Origin of the sequence: uncultured Acetatifactor sp. (assembly GCF_948601915.1) — a bacterium.
Classification (GTDB): Bacteria; Bacillota; Clostridia; order Lachnospirales; family Lachnospiraceae; genus Acetatifactor.
This window is the reverse complement of sequence record NZ_CAPDXS010000096.1, coordinates 1-19,894: the sequence shown is the minus strand read 5'-3', so window position 1 is coordinate 19,894 and position 19,894 is coordinate 1. Positions and strand designations below refer to the sequence as shown.

At 55.4% G+C, this 19,894-nt stretch carries 20 protein-coding genes; 1 reads left to right on the top strand and 19 read right to left on the bottom strand.

The features are described 5' to 3' along the window. Positions 1–28: 28 nt before the first annotated feature. The 19 genes from Q2B33_RS15960 to topA form a co-directional block, all read right to left on the bottom strand. The gene (locus Q2B33_RS15960; protein ID WP_296473853.1) at positions 29–577 is read right to left on the bottom strand and encodes a hypothetical protein; all 549 of its coding nucleotides are present in this window, start codon (positions 575–577) and stop codon (positions 29–31) included. A 43-nt stretch (positions 578–620) separates the two neighbouring features. After that, complete coding sequence (locus Q2B33_RS15955; protein WP_300766801.1) at positions 621–1,448, bottom strand: flagellar motor protein MotB; 828 nt, start codon at positions 1,446–1,448, stop codon at positions 621–623. Further along, positions 1,448–2,203, bottom strand: a complete 756-nt coding sequence (locus tag Q2B33_RS15950; RefSeq protein WP_330623629.1) for a motility protein A — start codon at positions 2,201–2,203, stop codon at positions 1,448–1,450. The genes Q2B33_RS15955 and Q2B33_RS15950 overlap by 1 nt, the downstream gene beginning before the upstream one ends. 73 nt (positions 2,204–2,276) lie before the next feature. After that, on the bottom strand, positions 2,277–2,462 hold the full coding sequence (locus Q2B33_RS15945) for a flagellar FlbD family protein (protein ID WP_120479846.1): 186 nt from the start codon (positions 2,460–2,462) through the stop codon (positions 2,277–2,279). Positions 2,463–2,576: 114 nt separating this feature from the next. Next, complete coding sequence (locus tag Q2B33_RS15940) at positions 2,577–4,085, bottom strand: flagellar hook protein FlgE (protein WP_300782136.1); 1,509 nt, start codon at positions 4,083–4,085, stop codon at positions 2,577–2,579. Positions 4,086–4,246: 161 nt separating this feature from the next. Beyond that, complete coding sequence (locus tag Q2B33_RS15935) at positions 4,247–4,645, bottom strand: TIGR02530 family flagellar biosynthesis protein (protein ID WP_296460318.1); 399 nt, start codon at positions 4,643–4,645, stop codon at positions 4,247–4,249. Between the two features lie 53 nt (positions 4,646–4,698). Then, positions 4,699–5,433, bottom strand: a complete 735-nt coding sequence (locus Q2B33_RS15930) for a flagellar hook assembly protein FlgD (RefSeq protein ID WP_300782134.1) — start codon at positions 5,431–5,433, stop codon at positions 4,699–4,701. Between the two features lie 77 nt (positions 5,434–5,510). Beyond that, positions 5,511–6,908 (bottom strand): flagellar hook-length control protein FliK, encoded by a 1,398-nt coding sequence (locus Q2B33_RS15925; protein WP_300782132.1) that lies wholly within the window; start codon positions 6,906–6,908, stop codon positions 5,511–5,513. A gap of 209 nt (positions 6,909–7,117) precedes the next feature. Beyond that, a complete protein-coding gene (locus tag Q2B33_RS15920) occupies positions 7,118–8,002 on the bottom strand; it encodes a MotE family protein (RefSeq protein WP_300782131.1) in 885 nt (294 codons plus the stop codon). An 11-nt stretch (positions 8,003–8,013) separates the two neighbouring features. Continuing rightward, complete coding sequence (gene fliJ, locus Q2B33_RS15915) at positions 8,014–8,487, bottom strand: flagellar export protein FliJ (RefSeq protein ID WP_296473833.1); 474 nt, start codon at positions 8,485–8,487, stop codon at positions 8,014–8,016. Positions 8,488–8,537: 50 nt separating this feature from the next. After that, positions 8,538–9,845 (bottom strand): flagellar protein export ATPase FliI, encoded by a 1,308-nt coding sequence (gene fliI / locus Q2B33_RS15910; RefSeq protein ID WP_296473831.1) that lies wholly within the window; start codon positions 9,843–9,845, stop codon positions 8,538–8,540. Positions 9,846–9,849: 4 nt separating this feature from the next. After that, the gene (locus tag Q2B33_RS15905; protein WP_300914104.1) at positions 9,850–10,656 is read right to left on the bottom strand and encodes a FliH/SctL family protein; all 807 of its coding nucleotides are present in this window, start codon (positions 10,654–10,656) and stop codon (positions 9,850–9,852) included. A gap of 22 nt (positions 10,657–10,678) precedes the next feature. Then, complete coding sequence (gene fliG / locus Q2B33_RS15900) at positions 10,679–11,701, bottom strand: flagellar motor switch protein FliG (protein ID WP_296460301.1); 1,023 nt, start codon at positions 11,699–11,701, stop codon at positions 10,679–10,681. A gap of 39 nt (positions 11,702–11,740) precedes the next feature. Continuing rightward, complete coding sequence (locus Q2B33_RS15895) at positions 11,741–13,363, bottom strand: flagellar M-ring protein FliF C-terminal domain-containing protein (RefSeq protein WP_300773223.1); 1,623 nt, start codon at positions 13,361–13,363, stop codon at positions 11,741–11,743. 77 nt (positions 13,364–13,440) lie between these two features. Further along, positions 13,441–13,794 (bottom strand): flagellar hook-basal body complex protein FliE, encoded by a 354-nt coding sequence (gene fliE, locus Q2B33_RS15890; protein WP_296473825.1) that lies wholly within the window; start codon positions 13,792–13,794, stop codon positions 13,441–13,443. 65 nt (positions 13,795–13,859) lie between these two features. Continuing rightward, on the bottom strand, positions 13,860–14,327 hold the full coding sequence (gene flgC / locus Q2B33_RS15885; RefSeq protein WP_296473823.1) for a flagellar basal body rod protein FlgC: 468 nt from the start codon (positions 14,325–14,327) through the stop codon (positions 13,860–13,862). Positions 14,328–14,346: 19 nt separating this feature from the next. Next, positions 14,347–14,736, bottom strand: coding sequence for a flagellar basal body rod protein FlgB (gene flgB / locus Q2B33_RS15880; RefSeq protein ID WP_296473821.1), 390 nt, complete (start codon positions 14,734–14,736; stop codon positions 14,347–14,349). 298 nt (positions 14,737–15,034) lie between these two features. After that, positions 15,035–15,826 (bottom strand): GTP-sensing pleiotropic transcriptional regulator CodY, encoded by a 792-nt coding sequence (gene codY, locus Q2B33_RS15875; protein ID WP_296473818.1) that lies wholly within the window; start codon positions 15,824–15,826, stop codon positions 15,035–15,037. 144 nt (positions 15,827–15,970) lie between these two features. Next, complete coding sequence (topA, locus tag Q2B33_RS15870) at positions 15,971–18,064, bottom strand: type I DNA topoisomerase (protein ID WP_300782127.1); 2,094 nt, start codon at positions 18,062–18,064, stop codon at positions 15,971–15,973. Positions 18,065–18,238: 174 nt separating this feature from the next. Here topA and Q2B33_RS15865 point away from each other — a divergent pair. After that, the coding region (locus Q2B33_RS15865) for a glycosyltransferase (protein ID WP_300822947.1) at positions 18,239–19,894 on the top strand (1,656 nt) is incomplete at its 3' end.

Below are 19,894 nucleotides of genomic sequence, written 5' to 3'. Positions count from 1 at the left end.
TGTCATACCGAACATATCGTCCTCTCCGTCAGCCCCCGCCGTATTTCACATTGCTCAGCGTGATGCCGTACACGATTTTGGAGTGGAACAAATCTTCCTGGATGGCGGCAAGGATTTCGTCCCTGATGGCGCCGCTGAAGTCCGCGCGGCATTCTTCCTCCGTATAATTGGTGACTACGCCCTCGATGGTATCCTTAATCATGCTGTCATACTGGCTCATGACTTCTCCGCCGTAGGACTCGTAATCCTCATGGGTCTTGTTCAGCAGAAGGGCGATATCGAACACGATGTACATCTGCTTGTCGCTGGTGCTGACCGTGCCGTCCTCCCCCACTACCTGGGAATTGGCCAGGTGGACTGTCATCGTCCCTACATTATAGGTCTCGGAATCCGACAGAGGCACATCATCCGGACTGCCCGGGCCGTTCCATTCCAGATTCATCGCCGTCCCGATGCTGTCCATCAGAGCCGCCGTCTTTTGGTTCGTGCCGGTGACGCTTATCATCATGACCGCTGACATCGCAATGTTCACAATCATCAGCACCAGTATCAGCACACTAAGCAAATTCTTTTTCATATCGCGAAAACCCTTCCTTCTGCCCTCATTTTTTGGCTATGAATCAACCCTGGGACGGATTGTAGATCAATATCTCGACTCTTCTGTTCCTGCTCCTGCCCTCCGGCGTGGAGTTGTCGGCGATGGGCACCCTCTCTCCCATCCCGGCATGCTTCAGGTTCAGCGGATTCAAGGTCGTGGAGTCCATCAGATAATAGAACACCGACAGGGCCCTTGCGCTGCTCAGCTCCTCATTGCTGGGGTACTGGGCGCTCTTCATGGGCACATTGTCCGTATGCCCCTCAATCTCTATGGTGCCCGCATTCCCGTACCGCTCCAGTATCAGCCCTACCTTATCTATGATAAGCTTCGCGTCATCCTTGAGCTGGGCACTTCCCGAGTCGAACAGCAGACCGCCGTTCATGGTCAGCTTCACATACTGGGCGGTAAAGCTCACCTCCACCTCATCGGCGATGTCGCTCTCGGTCAGAACCTCCTCGATTTCCTCCACCCGCTCCTCGTTCTCCTCCAGCATCTTGTCCTGGAGAATCTCCTCCATGGCCTCCGGAGACATCTCGTAGTCCTGGAAATCCTCTCCGTCAGTCTCGCTGTCGGCCGTCTTGCCGGTGCTGTTGATATACTGGTCAAGCTCATTGAGCTGGCTGACGCCGTTGCTGATAAGGAAGCCGTCACCGATGGCGCTGGCGCCGCCATCGAACACGCTGAAGGTATTGTTCATGGCAGCCACGAATTCCTGCAGCTTGGCCTCCTCGATACTGGACATGGCGAAAAGCATGACAAAAAAGCAGAGAAGGAGGTTCATCAGGTCACTGAATGTCGCCATCCACGCCGGGGATCCGGCGGGGGGCGTATCCTCTTTGCGTTTTGCCATTACTCCTCACCCCCTGCGTCTGAGCCGGATACAGCCTCCCTCTCCTGAGGAGCCAGGAAGGACTTCAGCTTCTCTTCGATGACTCTCGGGTTCTCGCCGGCCTGGATGGACAGCAGCCCCTCAATCATGACCTCTTTCAGCATCATCTCTACCGCATTGTCAGCCTTCAGCTTGTTGGATACCGGGGTACAGATGGCGTTGGCAAGCACCGAGCCGTAGAACGTGGTAATCAAGGCCACAGCCATTGCAGGACCCAGCGTAGCTACATTGTCCATATGGTACAACATATCTACCAGACCGATCAGCGTACCGATCATACCCCAGGCAGGACCCATAGCACCCAATGTATCCCAGAAGCTGATGCAGTTCTTATGTCTTCCCTCGATGCTGACCAGCTCCGTCTCCATGATGGCCCGGACCAGCTCGGGATCCGTGCCGTCCACCATGAGCAGGATGCCCTTCTTCAGGAAAGCATCGTCCATATCCGCCGCGGCTTCCTCCAGGGACAGCAGACCTTCCTTACGCGCCACATTGGACAGATCGATAATCTTGCGGATCATCTCGGCAGTATTTATGGCCGGTGCCTTGAAGACCAGCGCGAAGCTCTTCAGGCCGCTTATGTAATCCGCCAGGCTGTAGGATGTCAGCGTGGCAGCAAAGGCGCCACCAAAGGTAATGATGGCTGACGGGAAGTTCCAGTACTCCTTCACCAGGTTGTTGATGCCGGCCCCGTCTATGATACCGTACAGCATCATCGCAAAACATAATACAATACCAATTAAAGACGCAATATCCACGAGAATCACCTAACCCTTTTGCTTCTTTTGATTATTCCGCAAAAATACCCTTTCTATATAATATTACAAGATTTTTGATCTCTTGTCTACTTTCTTTTACAATTATTTTTTTTCCTGTGGTGAGGGTAATCACCGTATCCGGTGTCTCCTCCACGATTTCGAACAGATGTGGGTTCAGGAGGACCTTCACGCCGTTCAGCTTCGTCACTTCTATCATACCGAATGCCCCTCTTCACTTCGATGCCTCTTCTTACAAGAATGTGGGGGGCAGACCGCTGCCCCCCGCCAAAGGACATTATAGCATATTCTAACTAATATTGCGAGAACTATTTTATCGCTTCAGATTAGTTAATTCTTCCAGGAGCGTATCCGACACGGTTATGATACGGCTGTTGGCCTGGAAGCCACGCTGTGTGGTGATCATCTCCGTGAACTCCGAGGACAGATCCACGTTGCTCATCTCCAGCTGGCCAGTGGACATGTAGCCACCGTCCGCGGTGATGTCCACGCCGATGCCATCGAAGGTGCCGGAGTTCAGTGTGGCGGAGTACAGGTTATCCGCCTGCTTCTCCAGACCGGACGCGTTGGCGAACCTGGCCGTGGCAATCTGGCCCAAGAGCTTGGTCATGCCGTTGTCGTAGCTTGCGTATATCTCACCGTTCTGCTGGATAGCCACACCGATCAGGGCGCCTACGCGGCGGCCGGAGCCGGTGTTGTACTTGTCGTCTTTGCCGTTGGTGGCTCCCGCGGTGGAGGTTCCCTTGTTGTCGAAGGTCGTCAGTTGGGAGATGTCCAGGTTAATCTTTTGGAAATTGCCTGCATCACTAGGTGGATTAGCAGTAGTATCATTTAATACATGAAAATTCAAATCAAACTTCTTCGGATCGACAGGAGTACCAGCAGTAACAGTGCCGTCAGGATTAATTGTCGCTTCCGTAAATGTCGAAATCTTACCAGTCTTCTTGTCAAATATGACCTGTTTGGTCCCCATCAGCTTATTCATTAATTCAGCGTAAGCTGCAGCTTCCTGCTCGTCAGTCGCATTTGCCCCAGCCAATTTCCCTGCCGGCACCTTCGCCCCTGTGGAATCCTGAAGTTCGACAAGCTTCATCGTATACTTATATTGATCCGCCGCCGTCGTAACATTGCCATTCGCATCTTTTACTCCCTCATCCTGCTTAAACGAAAACTTAGCCGTATACGTATACCCCAATGAATCATAGAAATTCAGGTTCACCACCTTACCGCCGTCAGAAGTCACATCCGTATCGTTCAAATCAATGATACCGGACATATAAGCCTCACTGGTAGCCTCAGGCGGATAAGTCATATTGGCGGAGCTCATGATGCGCAGGGCGGACACCGTATCCTTCTTGATGCCCCTCACCTCCCCGGTCTCCGGGTCGATATCCGGCTGCCATCCCATGACATTGTAACCGATGCTGGTCATGGCCAGGTTTCCCGCTCCGTCCACATAGAAGGAACCGTCCCTGGTAAAGTAATTCTGCTTGCCGTCGCTGACTACGAAGAAGTTCTCCCCCGTGATCATGATGTCAAAGGGATTACCCGTGGACTGGCTTGCGCCCTGGGCCGTGATATTGATATTGATGGCGCTGGTCTTCACGCCCAGGCCGATCTGCCTTGCGTTGACGCCGCCCGTACCAGTAGTGGCATTGGCGCCGCTGGCCCTCTGGGTGGTCTGGCTCATCAATGACGCGAACGTCATGGTGCTGTATTTGTAGGCTACCGTGTTCACGTTGGCGATATTGTTACCGATAACGTCCATTCTGGTCTGGTGTGTCTTCAGTCCCGACACGCCAGAGAAAAGCGATCTCATCATAGTGCTTGCTTCCTCCTATACTCGTGAGTGCATCCGTCTGCCCTTTCTGGTGCGGCATTCCGGAAGCGCCCACTCGCTATACATGTTGATTGGTAAATGTCTTTCAACGAAGCATGCCCCTCTCTGTCATTCGAGGGGCTCATGACCCCCTTGAGGTCCGGTCACATGATAACTGCCCCGTTGATGTTCGTAAATATGTTCTCATCTGTCTGCGTACTGTCCATTGCTGTGACCACTGTCTGGTTCGGCACGTTCACAATGAATGCCAGCGAATCTACAATCACCAGCGAATCCCTGATGCCCTTCTGCTCCGCCTTCCTTGTACCCGATGCCAGCCGCTCCAGCTGATTGTCGCTCAGCTCGATATTGCGGTCAGACAGCCTGCCCATGGCATGCTTGGAAAACTTAAGGCTGCAGTCTCCGGGCTGTGCCTTACGCTGCAGGACATCCTGAAAGGTCAGACCATCCTTGGTCTCCCGGACCGGCATCTTCTGAGCTTTGCCCAGATACTGATCCGTCAGCTGCGCAATGGACATATAGCCATTGTTCTGAATATCCATCCCTGTATGCTCCTTTTTGTCCTGACAGGAAATTCCGCTGCCAGTGATGCCGTTTACGCTCCGCCGCTTCCGTCGGTTCCTTCGGTGCCCTCTGTCCCTTCGGTATCAGGCTCGTCCTTGTCCTCGCCTTCATCGTTGCCCTCGCCTGCGGCCTCGCGCACTTCCTTCAGCTTCTCGATGTACTTCTTCAGCTTCTCCACGTTCTCGTCTGTCAGGAAGCTCTTCTCGTAATCGGTCATCTCGTTATAAATCTTCTCCAGCTTGTCGATTTTCTCTGCATAGGACAGGTCGATGCTGCTTATCACAGGAAGCTTATTCAGCTCTACCGTGAAGTCGTATGCCTTGTCGAATGCGTTCTTGTAATCCAGATCCACAACGGTATCCAAATCTTCCAGCGAATAGAGGGACTCATCGATGGCAAGATATGCCTTGTTGTTCTCGAATACCACATAGTCCACCTTGCCGTATTTCAACTGGGGCTCTCCCTTTGAGTTGGTGGTCTTGATATAGACCTCCTGACCCACCAGAGAAGTGGCCCTGGCCAGCTCTGAAGTGGCTGCCATGTTCTGCATCTGCTCTACCTGCGAGAACTGCGCATACTGGGAAATGTACTCCGTATTGGAGGTAGGCTCCAGGGGATCCTGATACTGCATCTGCGCTACCAGGAGCTGCAGGAACGCGTCCTTGTCCATGCCGTTGTTGTCAGAGGACGTAGCCTTCTTCAAAGAGTTCTGGGTATCCGTCTCCACGAACTTGCCGTCTTTCACGGGCGCCATCAATATGCTCATCTGCTTTCTCCTTTCTTATCTTTTTTCGTCTCCGGAAACACGTTTCCGTGCACTCCTTCATTAATGAAATAGAGCATTCACGCGGTGTACTCCACCGTACTGCCCACCGCAGTCATCCTGTCCGCCACAGGCTCTTCCGCCTCCGCGTCCTCCATGGACACTGCCCCGCCGAGATTGATCCTTCTGCCCCGGCCTTTCTTTTCCGGCTGGTTGTTCCTGCCCCGGCCCTGTTCGTCCAGGTTCCGCTCGAACTCATGGGTCTGGACTGTGACTTCGATAGATTCCACCCGGATTCCCTGCTCCTCGAACTGCTCCTTGAGCTGTATCATCTGGGTCTCCAACGCCGCTTTCACCGTCTCGTTCTGGGCGATGAAGTTGGCCGTGACCACTCCTGCCTTGGAAGCAAGCTGTATCTGCAACGTCCCCAGGCTTGCGGGATGGAGTTGCATCTCCAGGTTCGTGCTGTCCGCGTTCAGCTGGAGCTTCATGTAATCCAGAATCTGGTTCATGATGTCCTGTGTCGTCTCGCTCCAGGGACTGCTTGTGGCCACGCTCTGCGCCTGGGCCACTCCCGGCTGGAACTGCTCTGCCCTGAGATTCTGCAGGAACAGGTTCATCTGCGGCTCCTTCTGGGATTTTCCCTCGGAATGCCTCTCCTGCTTCTCTCCCTCCTGACCCTGGTTCTGTGCGTCCCGGGTCTCCTGCCCTCTCTGCACCGCCTGCTGCCCATCGCCGGTGTCCACGCCCTGCTGTGCCTCCTCGGGCCTATGGTCCTCTCTGAAAAGCTGCGCTTTTTCCTCAGGCTGCTGTGGCTGAATGACAGTTCCTTCCTCCACGGGCGCTTCCTCCTGGAATCCGTCCTGGAGCAGCGTGAGCAATTGCTCCGGCTCTGTCTCCAGCGCCTCGGCGCTCTCCTGCAGCACACCCTCAAGCTGGTTCATCAGCATGCGGTAGGTGTCATACAGCTCCCCGTCCGTGACCAGCGCGGATAAATCCTCCGCACCGCCCAGGTTCAGCAGAAGCCCGCTGAGCTTAGAGGCATCCAGCACATCCAGCTGGCCCATGTCCAAATCGGCCATAGCGGCCTGAAGCTCCTCCATGGTGATGCCGAAAGCGTCCGCAATCTCCTGCATCAACTGAAGCGCGGCACTGCCCAGCACTTCCATGGCCTGTTGCTGCTCCTCAGGGGACAGTTCCTGGATTTCCTGAGATTCCTGGGAGACCTGCGTCTCCTCCTGCACAGTCTGGCTCTCCTTGGCCTTCAGGGAAGACCCCCTCTGCAGCCGATCAGTGGAGGCATCCTGCTTCTTTGTAGCACCCGTTCTGCTGCTGTCCGGGGAAGCATCGGCATTCCTGCTCATCTGATCGTTCCAGATATTCTGGAAGCTTGCGGCTCCCGCGGCATTCCTGCCCGGCTGCGCAGCCGTCATATTCGCGAAGAACGAACTGACTTCCTTTACTGCTGTACTCGTCATCCTCACCCTCCTTTCTCTTTTTATTTGGGATATATGTGAATACCCTGGCGGTGGCTTTCCCGCCAGAATATCTCCCGCAATTTATACTGCGCACTGGTTAAATTTGCAGTGCAATCCGACTGCAGACCGCAGCCAAGTACTTTCCCGGAGCCACCACTGTAAATCCCGGCGGTCTGCAGTATAATATGTCGGCCCCGAAAATATGTTCCTTAAGAGTCCGGATCCATCATCTTCGTGAGCTTCGCGGCCACGCTGGCATCCATGGCCCCCAGTATCTTCGCCCTGTCCTCCACGGACATGGCATTCAGTATCTTCGCCACCAGATCCAAATTGTCCGTCATCTCCTCGAAGACTCCAGCCGCCTGTTTCGGCTTCAGCTCGGCATAGGTCTTGGCGTAATCCTGGACTTCCTGATCCGCCTCCAGCTGTGTGACTACCTGTCTGTAGACATATTCCCATGAGGCAGGGTTCGCCGCCTCATAGAACTTCTTGTACTCCTCCGGGCCGGGGCCCTTCTCCGAGTACACCACTTCCTCCAGGAATTCCGTCTGGATGCGCTGGAATTCCGCCTGTTTCTGCTCAAATTCCTGAAGGCGCAGCACCTCCGCCTTCAGCCCGTCAATCTGCGTGTCCTTATCCTTGGAGGATGTCTGCTCCCTCTCCAGCTCCAGCTCCAGCTGCCTGATGTAGGCCACGGCCTCCTCCATGCTGTCATATCCCCCGTAGCTCTCGGAATCCGTATTCTCCTCCGAGACGGGAAGGGATTTGGAGGGCAGTATCTTGTTAATGACAGGCACATCCTTCAGGATGGGCGTCAGGACGCTGCTTCCGAAGCCGCCCACGTCCATCTTAATCACCACGCAGACGATCGCCAGCCACAGAATCACAATCAGCAGGGTCGCGAAAAAGGTGACAAGGCCGTTGCCGCCGTCCTCTCCCAATGCCTCCTCCTGCTTCGCAATCTCCGCCGCCCGCTTTTTGGCCTCCTTCTTCTGGGCCTTCTGCTCCTGCCGGAATTTCTTCTTCTCTTCCTTAAGCTTTGCCTTTTCCTCCTCTGCCGCCGCGGCCACAGGGTTCAATTCCTTTGTTGCCATATGATAATCTCCTAAACGGATACGCTCCTTGCGCTCTCCTCACTTCTGCGCTGCCCATAGGTATAGCTGGTCAGCTGATCTATCTCCTTGCTCTCCTGCCTCTTCTCCTCCATGAGGAAGGCATCGAAAGCCTTTTCTTTCAATTTCTCATGGGTCTTGCGCTCCATCCTGACTTCCGCAAGACGCTCCCTGGCCCTCTCCAGCTTCTCTTCCGCCATGTTCACGCTGATACGCTGCTTATCTATGTAATCCTCCATGCATCGGATTGCCATCTTGTTCTCATTGATCTCCCGCAGCTTCAGCGTGCCGCACAACAGCTTCGTCCCGGCCTCCTCATAGCCGCTCTTCCTGTCGTACAGGGCCTGCAGGCGCTCCTCCTCCTCGTCCAGGGCCGCCCGGGCCGTGGAGAATTCCTGCTTCGCCTGGGTCTCCATCTTCATCTTTATGTTCAGAATGCTCTGCATGGAATATCGAAATCTCGCCATTTCATTCCCTCTTTACCGCACATACCGTACTATGCCGTCTTCTGTCCGATTCAGAACAGCCTCCGGAGCATTGCCACACTGTCCTCAAAACTGAATTTCTCGTCCACGTCCTGGCAGAGGAACTGATTCACCGCCTCGATCTTGGAGATGGCGTAGTCGATGGACTGGTTGCTGCCGCTCTTGTACGCGCCGATATTGATCAGGTCTTCCGCCTCATTGTAGGTGGCAAGGACGTTTTTCAGCTTCCCTGCGGCCTGCTTGTGCTCCTTGGACGCAATCTGGGACATGCACCTGGAAATGCTCTGTAGGATATCTATGGCGGGATAGTGGTTCTTATGCCCTAATTTCCTGTCCAGCATGATGTGGCCGTCCAGGATGCTCCGGGCCGTGTCGGTGATGGGCTCGTTGAAGTCGTCCCCGTCCACCAGCACCGTATACAGGCCTGTGATGGAACCCCTTGCCGCGCATCCGGCCCGCTCCAGGAGCTTGGGCATCTCCGAATATACGCTGGGGGGATATCCTCTCGTCACCGGCGGCTCGCCGCTGGCCAGACCAATCTCCCTCTGGGCCATGGAGAAACGGGTCAGTGAATCCATCATAAGCAGCACATCCTTGCCCCTGTCCCGGAAATACTCCGCGATGGCCGTGGCGGTCTTCGCCGCCTTGTTCCTCTCCAGGGCCGGCCTGTCGGAGGTGGCCACCACCACCACCGAGCGGCGCATGCCCTCCTCGCCCAGATCCCTCTCTATGAATTCGCGCACCTCTCTGCCCCGCTCCCCGATAAGGGCGATGACATTGATATCCGCCTTGGTATTGCGGGCGAACATTCCCATCAAGGTGGACTTTCCCACGCCGGAGCCGGCGAATATGCCGATACGCTGGCCCTTGCCCACGGTAATCAGGCCGTCCACGGCCTTCACGCCCAGGGGAAGCACGGAATCGATGATCTTCCTGCTCATGGGGTCGGGGGGCGCAGCCTCCACCAAATACGGCACGCCATCGAACTGTGTCCCGTCCACCGGAACTCCCAGCCCGTTCAGCGCTTTGCCAAGCAAGGCCTCGCTGACCGGCACCCGCAGGGGATTGCCCGTGTTCTCCACGATACAGCCCAGGCCGATGCCGTCCACATTGTCGTAAGGCATCAGCAGGGTCTTCCTGTCCTTGAAGCCTACCACCTCCGCCAGAATGGGCTTCTCGCCGCCCTCCGGCACGATTTCGCAGATATCCCCAAGCCTGGCATCAGGCCCGGCGGACTCGATGGTCAGCCCCACCACATTGACGACCTTGCCCTTCTTCTTATAGAAGGTTTCCTCATTCAATCTATCATATTTTGCGAAGTCCACAGTAACCTGCCGCAAAGAATCATTCCTCCCTTGACCAGGCGAGCAGCCTGAGCCTCTTTTTCAGCTCCGACAGCTGTGTGCCCAGCCCGCAGTCAAAGATGCCGTTCTCCGTCTCGATCATGCACTCGTTCCGGCCGACGGTGGCATCCTCCACCACGTCCACGCTGACGCTCTCGGAGACAGCGCCTGTCAGCATCTGCTTCTTCTGCATGTTCACATAGGCGTAATCATCCTTTGACACATGGATGATGAAGCTCCTGCTCCCGTCCAGCTTGTGCAGCACATCGGAAATCAGGCCCATCAGTATCTCCCGGTAGGAGGACAGCTCCACATGGAAGATATGCTCATAGATTCCCGTAATGGCTTCTACCAGATTGGGCTCCAGCATCTCTATCTGCTGCTCATATTCCTCCTCCAGCAGCCTGGCCTTCTCCTGGTACTCCTGCTCCATGGCGCCCTCATGGGCCTGGGCCCTACTCATGCCCTCCATGTATCCCTGCTGCTTCGCCTGCTCCAATACCTGCTGCTTCTCCGCCTGGGCCTGGGCCCTTGCCTCCTCCAGGATGCGCTCCGCCTCCGCCTGAGCCTGGGCGCGCAGCTCTTCCGCCTCCGCCCTGGACTGCTCCAGCAGCTCCTTTGCCTCGTCCTGGGCCTTGATGACATTTCCGGTGGCATCCTCCGGCGCCTCTATCACATCCGCTATGGCGAGTCCGGACACGAACCCGCCCTCCGGATTCCCCTCGCCTCTGGAGAGTTCCTCCAGCCGTCTGCGGATCCGGTCGTTATTGTCGATTACCAGCTTCTCTTTATCCTCTGGCAATGTCATGAAGAATTGTTTTACCAGATTACTAGACAACGATTTCGTCACCTCCGCCTCTGGAAATCACGATTTCGCCGGAATCCTCCAGCTTCCTGATGACATTGACGATCTTCTGCTGGGCTTCCTCTACATCCTTCATGCGCACAGGGCCCATGAAGTCCATGTCTTCCTTGATCATGACGGCCAGACGCTTGGACATGTTGTTGAAGATTGCCTCCTTCACCTCGTCCTTGGTGCTCTTCATGGCCATGGTAAGGTCGTTGTTCTCCACGTCACGCAGCACGCGCTGGATGGCCCTGTCGTCCAGGAGCAGGATATCCTCGAACACGAACATCTTCTTCCTGATCTCCTCCGCCAGCTCCGGCGCTTCCACTTCCAGAGTCTCCATGATATGGCGCTCCGTGCCGCGGTCTACCGTATTCAGAATCTCCACCACAGCGTCCACGCCGCCGATGATGGTGTAGTCCTGGTTCACAAGGCTTGCCAGCTTGGACTCCAGCACCTTCTCCACCTCCTTGATGATGTCCGGGCTGGTGCGGTCCATGACGGCGATACGCCTGGCCACATCGGCCTGTCTCTCCGGCGGCAGGGCAGACATCACCAGCGCCGACTGGCTGGGAGCCAGATAGGACAGTATCAGGGCGATGGTCTGGGGATGTTCGTCCTGGATGAAGTTGATCAGCTGGGTGGCATCCGTCTTGCGCACGAATTCGAAAGGCTTCACCTGCAGGGACGCCGTCAGCTTGCCGATGACGTCCATGGCCTTCTCGGAGCCCAGCGCCTTCTCCAGCAGATCCTTTGCATAGCCGATGCCGCCCTCCGCGATGTACTGCTGGGCCAGGCACAGCTCGTAGAACTCGGTGATGACCGCTTCCTTCACCTGAGGCGTCACGCTTCTGATATTGGCGATCTCCAGCGTCATCTCCTCAATCTCTTCTTCTTTTAAATGTTTGAAAATTCCGGCAGAGCGCTCCGGCCCCAGGGAAATCAGCAGGATGGCCGCTCTCTGGACCCCCTTGAATCCCATTTCGCTTGTCGCACTATTTGGCATATATGTACCTCATTTCCATTGAAATGCTCTTCTTCCCTGTCAGCTCCAGTCCTCGTTCAGCCAGTTGCGCAGCAGGTTCGCCGCCGCCTCGGGATTCTCGTCCACGAACTTCTCCACCAGCTTGCGGGTGTCGGATTTCGTCTCCACATCGATGTTCTCCACCTCAGGCTCCGGAGGCGTGGACTGCAGCATATCCTCCACGGACAGCTCCGGCTCCTCCTCCACGGCCGCTTTCTTCTTCGTGCCCATGCTGCGCAGGATCACAAAGGCCAGCAGGCCCAGAATCAGTACGATCATCACGATGCTCAGGATATCCGTGGTATCTACAGTCTCGAAAAAGCCCTCCTTGTCATAGAACAGGGGGGATTCATAGGAGACCACCACGACCCTGCTGGCATCGATTCCGCTGGCATAGGCTACCATCTGGACGACATCTGCGTCCACTTCCTGCTTGACATCCGCCCGGTTGTTTTCCTTGAACTCTTCCCAGGTGATTCCCTCCAGGAGCCCTTGCCTCTCCACATTCTCTTCATAATATTCACGATATTTGATCAGCGCTACAGATATGGAAGAATTATCGTAATCGATGCTCCCCGCCGGGGTGACGGTATTGGTCTCGGACATATTGTTCTGGTAATCCACAGACCGCTCCTCTGATGAGCTGCTGCCGCCTCCTGTGCCCAGATAATCGTATCCGGTGTAGTTGTCGTTCTCCGTGTTGGAATCCGTGCCGGGTATCCCGGCTACGCTGCCGTCGCTCTCGGTGGTAAAGGTGTCCTCATGGCTGGGCATGCCGACCTCCCGGCCCTCATTGGCGTAATACTCGGTCACCTTCTTGTTGTAGTCGGAAAAATCCACAGAAAGATGGCTGCTTACCTCCACCTCATTGAACTGCTTCGTACCAATCAGAACCTTCTTCACCTGATTGGTCACCATGGCCTCCGCCTGGGTCTGCAGCTCCTGCATGGAGCTGGCAATCCCCATGGAGGAATAGTCGTCCCCTCCGGCGAACAGCAGGTTGAAGTTCTGATCGATGATGGTGATGTTCGCCGTGCTGTCATTGCCCAGCGCGGTGGCTGCTGCCTTGGCCATGGCCGTGGCGTTGGCCGCGTTGAAGTCATCCGTCACCGTCACCGTGATGGTGGCGTAGGCATCTGTATCGGAATCGCTCAGCCTCCCGGAATTGGATGCCCTGTTTATTTTGATGCTGACATCCTTTACCGGCATGGTCTTGGAGAACATGTTCTCCAGCTGGTGCTCGTAGAAAGTCGTCTGCATGGCCTCACGATCCGATGACGTGACGGACATGCCCGTCTCTACGACATCGGTGTATTTCAGGCTGTCCGGCACATATCCTTCCGTGGCGATTGCCAGGTTGGCCTGGGACAGCTGGCTGGTAAGCACATCGATCGTCATCGCGTCCGTGCTCTCTTTGTGCGTGATGCCGGCATCATCCAATATCTTTACAATCTCCGCAGCGGTCTTGCTGCTCTCATATGTACCGAGCCTTGTGTACTGGGGCCTGGAAAACGTATAAACGATGATGGCAAAAGTAAATATTACGATTGCGACAATGGCTATGATAATCGTCTTCTGCCTGCTCGTAAATTTATTCCACCACTCCAGCGCTTTGCCCGGTAATTCTTTTAGCTTCTCAGCCATGGTGCTTCTCTCCTAGTCATTTCTAAATTCCATGCCTTTCATGCCTGCCCCCGCACCTTTCTCACGGGAACCATCCGTCAGATCTGCATCTGCATCAGTTCCTTGTAGGCATCCAGCAGTCTGTCCCGGACAGCCACAGTGTACTGCAGGGCTGTGGACGCTTTCTGCAGGGCTATGGTCAGGTCATGGAAATTCTCCGTCTCGCCCATGGCAAACCTGATTTTTTCATCCTCCGCCTTGGAGAGATAGCTGTTAGTCGTCTTTATATTGTCAATGGCACTGTTCAGGAACGCATCGAACAGACTGCCCTCCACCTTCTCCTCTTTATCCGTCAGGGTTCCGGTCAGGGATGTGCGCTCTACGCCCCCTGATGAAGTTACGCCATTTAAGCCCGAAACCCTCTCCAGGCCTGTTATCGCCGCTAAATCCATAATATGTATGTCTCCTTCACTCACTATTTCCGCGCTCCCGCAGGTTCCCTATGCCTTTCCGGGGCTTAAGACCCTATCTCCAGCCCTTTCTGTGCCATGGCCTTTGTGGCGTTGAATGCGGTAGAGTTCGCTTCATAGGCGCGGCTGGCATCTATCATATTGGTCATCTCCGTGATGATGTTCACATTGGGGTAGGTCACATAGCCGTTCTCGTCCGCATCCGGATGGGAGGGGTCGTAGGCCATGTTCATCTCCGTGACATGATCTTCGTACACGCCGGACACCCGTACGCCCGTGCCGGTCTGCTGCACGAAACCATTGTGCTCATGGAGCGTCTTGTTGAATATGTGGCTGAAGGAGGACGGCCGCCTCTCGGTCTTCTCCTCAAAGGATACCACTTTGCGGCGGTAAGGGCTTCCGTCCGCCGTGCGGGTGGTATTGGCATTGGCCACGTTCTCCGAAATGATGTCCATGCGGTATCTCTCCGCCGTCATGCCGGTGGCATTGATATTGAAAGCAGAAAACAAACCCATTTTCCTATCTCCTCTTCTCTTACTTCATCACCGTCTGCAGATTGGTGAATTCCTGGTTGATGCTGGTTATGAGGCCCTGATACTTCAACTGGTTCTGCGCCAGCATGACGCCCTCCGTATCCGGATCCACATTGTTTCCGTCCAGGCGGTAGGAAAAGGCCGCGTGATCCGTATAGACCTTGCCCGTCAGCCTCCTCAAATCCAGGCCGGACACCTTGGCATCCATGGATCTGTAAGTGCTCTTGCCCAGAGCCTGCCTGAGCACATCCTCAAATGCCACATCCTGTCTCTTATATCCCGGCGTGTCTACATTGGAAAGATTATTCCCGATCGCTTCATTGCGCATCCAGCTGGCGTCTGCCGCTCTGTCCAGTACATTCACATAATCGAATACCTTTGATTGAAACATGATATTCTCCTTTCTGTTCCCGATTATCTCTATGTAATCAAAGCAAGAATCAATGCACGCTTTCTCCACATTAACCTATTGTAATATCTTTCCGCGAAAAAAACAATACCCTAATACGAAATTACTGAATTTCCCACAGATTTTTTCGGAATAGCAGGATTCCGGGCTCATCAGGAACATATAAAAAGGGACTTATTGCCCTTTTCAATAAATCCCTTTATCTCTCCCTACATTTCGGCCGCCCGGGCCTCCCAAATCCTTTTGGCTTGTAGTCTTTTATCTTTTTGTCGTGTATGCTCTACTGCCCACGCTGGCTCTGGCGCTTCAGCTCCTCTATCTCGTCGAACAGCACATCGTTGAGCACCTTGATATATGTCCCCTTCATGCCCGAGGACCGGGACTCTATCACACCCGCGCTCTCGAATTTGCGCAGGGCATTGACGATGACGGAGCGGGTGATCCCCACCCTGTCCGCAATCTTGCTGGCCACCAGAATCCCCTCCATGCCGTTCAGCTCGTCGAAGATATGGGTGACGGCCTCCATCTCGGAGAAGGAAAGGGTGCTGATCGCGGATTTTACCACCGCCACCTTGCGGCTCTCCTCCGCGCTCTCCTCGTTGATGGCCCGGAGCATCTCCAGCCCCACCACCGTAGTGCCGTACTCGCAGAGGATGATATCGTCTATCTCGTACTGCCTGTCGCATTTGTAGATGAAGAGCGTCCCCAGCCTCTCGCCCGCGATCTCAATCGGCGTGATGATTGCCTGGAACCTGCGGATATCCGGGCTCTCGAACCCCAATGTCTCCAGGTTCACGTTCTCCTTGGTGGAAAGCACGCCCAGGAGCCTTTCATTGAGCATGGCATCCACGAAGCCGCCCACATTCTCGTCTATCAGCTCGGTAATGGAATCGATCCCCTCTGACTTGCCCACCCCCAGCACCTTGCCCTTGCGGCTGATGACCAGCACATTGGACTCCAGGATTTCACGCATCACCTTGCAGATGTCGTTGAACACCACCTTGCTGGAATTGTTATTGTGCAACAGTTTACCGATTTTTCTGGTCTTATCCAGAAGCTGTACGCTACTCATTCGCCTTCCTCCGCTTTTGTCCCATGCACCACACCGGCCCGCGGATGGCAGACTCCCCCATTCCTGACCGTCAGTTCATATGCAATCCTATCATATCACAAATAAAATCAGATTACAATGCACAAACAGTCAAAATTTTCGCATTTAGCCAGATTTGTTTGACAATTCAGACAGAATATGGTAGCCGCACTGGGCATCGCTGCACACCAGCTTGTTCCCCTTGATCAAAAGGGGCCCGCCGCAGCGGGGGCAGTTCTCTCCGGAGGGCTTCTGCCAGGACATGAAGTCGCATTCCGGATTGTCGATGCAGCCGTAGTACTTCCTGCCCTTCTTGGTCTTCTTCAGCACCACGTCCTTGCCGCACTTGGGACAGGCCACGCCGATCTTCTCGAAGTAGGGCTTAGTGTTGCGGCACTCCGGGAAGCCGGGGCAGGCCAGAAACCTGCCGTGGGGGCCGTACTTGATCACCATCATCCGGCCGCAGAGGTCGCATTCCTCATCGCTGACCTCGTCCGCGATGGACACCTCCGCCAGCTCCTTCTCCGCCGACTGTACCGCCTGGTCCAAGTCGGGGTAGAAGTTCGACACCACCGTCTTCCACTTCACGCCCCCCTCTTCCACGCCGTCCAGCAAAGCCTCCATGCTGGCGGTGAAGTGTACGTCCACGATGGAGGGGAATGCCTCCTTCATCATGTGGTTCACCACCTCGCCCAGCTCCGTGACATAGAGGTTCTTCTCCTCCTTCACCACATAGCGCCTGGCCAGGATGGTAGTGATAGTCGGGGCGTAGGTGCTGGGGCGACCGATGCCGAGTTCCTCCAGGGCCCGCACCAGAGACGCCTCGGTGTAATGGGCCGGGGGCTGGGTGAAGTGCTGCTTCGGGTCGAAGGAGGCGAAGGTGAGGACGCTGTCCTTGCTAAGGCCCACGGTCAGGGCGTTCTCCTCCTTCTCCTCGTCGGCAGGGCTGTATACGCTCAAGAAGCCCTCGAACTTCAGCGCCGAGGCGGACACCGCGAAAATCTGGTCTGCCGCCTGAATCCGGACGGATGTGGTCTCGTATTCCGCCGGGCTCATGCGGCTGGCCACGAAGCGCTTCCAGACCAGCTGATAGAGCCTAAACAGGTCTCTGGGCAGCTGCTCCTTGATTGCAGTGGGAATCCGGTTCAGATCCGTGGGGCGGATGGCCTCATGGGCGTCCTGTATCTTCTGGCTGTTCTTCTTCTCCCCAGCGGCCTCCGCCAGGTACTTTTTGCCGTACTGGGCGGCGATGAACTCTGCCGCCATGTCCTCGGCCTCCCTGGAGACACGTGTGGAGTCGGTACGCAGGTAGGTGATCAGGCCTACGGTGCCCTCCCCCTCTATGTCCACGCCCTCGTAGAGCTGCTGGGCCAGGCGCATGGTCTTCTGGGTGGAGAAGTTCAGGGCCCGGCTGGCCTCCTGCTGGAGGGTGGATGTGGTAAAGGGCAGGGGCGGCTTCTTGTGCCGCTCTCCCTTCTTCACCTCCCTGACGGTGTATTCCGCGCCTTTCAGGGAAGCCATGATCCTGTCGGCCTCCTCCTTGCAGGCTATGCCTTTCTTTTCACCTACACTTCCGTAGTACTTCGCGCAGATGGGCTTCTTCTCCCCCTTCACGTCTAGGTTCACGTCCAGGGTCCAGTATTCCTCCGGGATGAAGGCGTCGATCTCCTCCTCCCTGTCGCAGATGATGCGCAGGGCCACGGACTGCACCCGCCCGGCGCTCAGGCCCCGTTTGACTTTCTTCCATAATAAAGGGGAAATGCGGTAGCCCACCATGCGGTCCAGCATGCGGCGGGCCTGCTGGGCGTCCACCAGGTTCATGTTGATCTCCCTGGCGTTCTTTAAGGATTCCTTCACCGCGTTCTTGGTGATCTCATTGAAGGTGATGCGGTAGACCTTCTTCTCCTTCAGCTTCTCCTCCAGCTTCAGGGCATAGAGCAGATGCCAGGAGATGGCCTCCCCCTCCCGGTCAGGGTCGGTTGCAAGATAGATTTTCTCGGCTTTGCGGACTTCCTTGCGCAGGTTCGCCAGGATGTCGCCCTTTCCGCGGATGGTGATGTACTTAGGCTCATAGTCATGCTCCACGTCTATCCCCAGGGAACTCTTGGGGAGGTCGCGGACATGTCCGTTGCTGGCAGCCACTTGATAGTTGGAGCCTAAGAATTTCTTGATAGTCTTCACTTTCGCCGGTGACTCTACGATTACCAGATATTTTGCCATAATGAATGTTCCTCTGCTTACTATATGATTGATACGAATTTTATACTGCAGACCGCCGGGATTTACAGTGGTGTCTCCGGGAAAGTACCTGGCTGGCGGTCTGCAGTCGGGTCGCACTGCAAGTTTAATCGGTGCGCAGTATAAATGCAAGAAACCAGGGAGGACAAAATACCCATGAGCAGGCAGATTCTACTTACCATATCAATCTTGATATCCAACCGTCCGGACACTGTGAGGAAATGCCTGGACTCCGTGAAGCCTCTGCTGGAGAATGTCCCATCGGAGCTTATCCTGGTGGACACGGGATGCGGGGAGCAGGTGCGGAGCATCATCGAGGAATATACGGATCAGATTATAGAGTTCGAGTGGTGCAAGGATTTCTCCAAGGCCCGCAACGCGGGGCTGGAGAAGGCGAGGGGGGAATGGTTCCTCTTTCTGGACGACGACGAGTGGTTCAATGATGTCACGGAGATGATTGACTTCTTTGGCTCCGGTGAATATAAAGAGTACGGGATGGCCGTGTATACCCAGAGGAACTATCTGGAGAAGAACGGCAGCGTGTACACGGACTTGCTGGTGGGCCGGATGACGAAGCTGCATCCCGACACCAGGTTCATCTATCGTATCCATGAGTGCTTCAACAGGGTCAGCGGCCGGACGAAGAAGTTCAATATTTTCGTGCACCATTTTGGCTATGTATACGCATCCGAGAAGGAGTCCAGGGCCCATTCCATGCGGAACATCAGCCTCCTTTTGGAGGAGCACGCGGCAGACCCGGGGAATATGAAGCATACGCTGCAGCTGGCTCAGGAGTACAATGTGCTGGACGAGTACAATAAATCCCTGGATATGTCCCTGGAGGCCATCGCGCTGTTTGAGAAAGGAAAGATCAGCGATGAATACTTCCTGTCCTCTCTTTTCGGCAATGAAATCAGCTGCTATATGAATCTGTGCTGGTATGACGAGGCGATAGAGAAGGGAGAGCTGTACCTGAAGCATGACAGGCCTGACAAGATGGTGAAGGATCTCATTGCCGGATATCTGGCCACAGCTTATACGGAGCGGGGGAATTATGAGAAGGTTCTGGAGTATGTGAAATATTATTGGGAGGGCTATCAGGATTATCTGAGGGATGAGGAGTCCTTTATGGGATTCGTCACCACCATCACGAACGTATGTTTTGAAGAACACAACCGCAGCAATGTGCTGGGGAATGGGATTCGGGCGGCGGCCATGCTGGGAGAGGGCGATTTGGCCTGGAAGTGGTTCGACAGCTTTGACTGGAAGGCGCAGCAGATGTTCGTCAGCCAGGAGATGGTCAAGGCTGTGGTGGAGCGCATGCCCAAAGCGGCGCCGGCGGAGCGGGAGCACTATGTAAAGATGTGCAACGCCATGATGGGGCGCAGCGACTTGGAGGGACATGTGCTCCGTGCCATATCGGACTGGTGCAGGAGCAGGGAGAGCCTGCGTGAGCGGGTGGAAGCCCTGGCAGCCTATGACGGCGTGGAGTCCGGGCACTGGTTCTTCAAGCTGAAAAAAATCGTCACGCAGGCTTTCCTGCCCTGGGATGAGGGCGCGGGAGCCGGGGGCGATGCAGCGGCATGGGAGCCGGGTACGAGGCAGCCGGATGAGGCCGGAAGGGAAGGCGCAGGGGCGGATCGGAGCGCGGAGACTGAGGGGCTGGCGGCTGAGATCTGGGAGAACCTGAACGACAGCATGTCCATGGTGCGGACATATTCCATGCTGGAGGCAGTGGAGCGCCTGGGGGGAAGCAACAGGCGGATTCTGGAGGGGATTCCCTTTTATCTGTGGAAGAAAGGGATAATGGCA